Source organism: Synechococcus sp. R55.7 (assembly GCF_047461955.1).
Lineage (GTDB): Bacteria > Cyanobacteriota > Cyanobacteriia > Thermostichales > Thermostichaceae > Thermostichus.
On record NZ_JANSIC010000486.1, the window covers coordinates 1 to 637 of the forward strand.

Here is a 637-nt window from a genome sequence, read left to right on the forward strand (position 1 = left end):
TGCCGCGCATCGCTTACCAGAGGATTGTGAAGGAGCGGCAGGCTATTATGATCACGGTTGAGGAGAAAATCAGGGGAAAACCACGTGGATGCAAAGTTAGTCTTGGTGGGGGTTGCTCTTGTCCTCTCTCTGGCAAGTTTCTACTTCGGCACCCGCAACGGCTTTTACGACACCGACAAGTATCACGGCAATGGCTCTGCTCATTAGAGCCGGGCGCTGGTGATTTTTTTATGGATCCCTTGCCCAGAAGGGCTTCCCTCCAGAATACAGGCAACGTCGGCGAGGGCTGGGTGCGGCAATATCTCTGTCAGCAGGGCTGGCAGATCCTGGCCCAGCGGTGGCGCTGCCCTTGGGGCGAGCTGGATCTGGTTGCCCACAAAGCTGATGTGCTGATTTTCGTAGAGGTGAAAACCCGTAGCCCCGGTAGCTGGGATCGAGGCGGGCTTTTGGCGGTTGGGATCCCCAAGCAGCGACGCTTGATCCGGGCTGCCCAGGCCTTCTTGAGCCAGCATCCCCACCTCTCCGAGTTGTCCTGCCGTTTTGATGTTGCGCTGATAGAACGTCGGGCCTCTGGGGAAGGGGTAAGCTACGCTTTGGTTGACTACCTGCCAGCGGCTTTTGAGATTTGTTGAAGCAA

At 57.0% G+C, this 637-nt stretch carries 2 protein-coding genes; both read left to right on the forward strand.

Translation table 11 applies throughout. From position 1 onward, the window contains the following. The first annotated feature begins 84 nt into the window (after positions 1-84). Positions 85-207: a hypothetical protein gene (locus NW820_RS13285; RefSeq protein ID WP_011429573.1), complete on the forward strand. Its 123-nt coding sequence runs from the start codon at positions 85-87 to the stop codon at positions 205-207. Between the two features lie 23 nt (positions 208-230). After that, the gene (locus NW820_RS13290) at positions 231-632 is read left to right on the forward strand and encodes a YraN family protein (RefSeq protein ID WP_414343270.1); all 402 of its coding nucleotides are present in this window, start codon (positions 231-233) and stop codon (positions 630-632) included. The last annotated feature ends 5 nt before the right edge of the window (positions 633-637 follow it).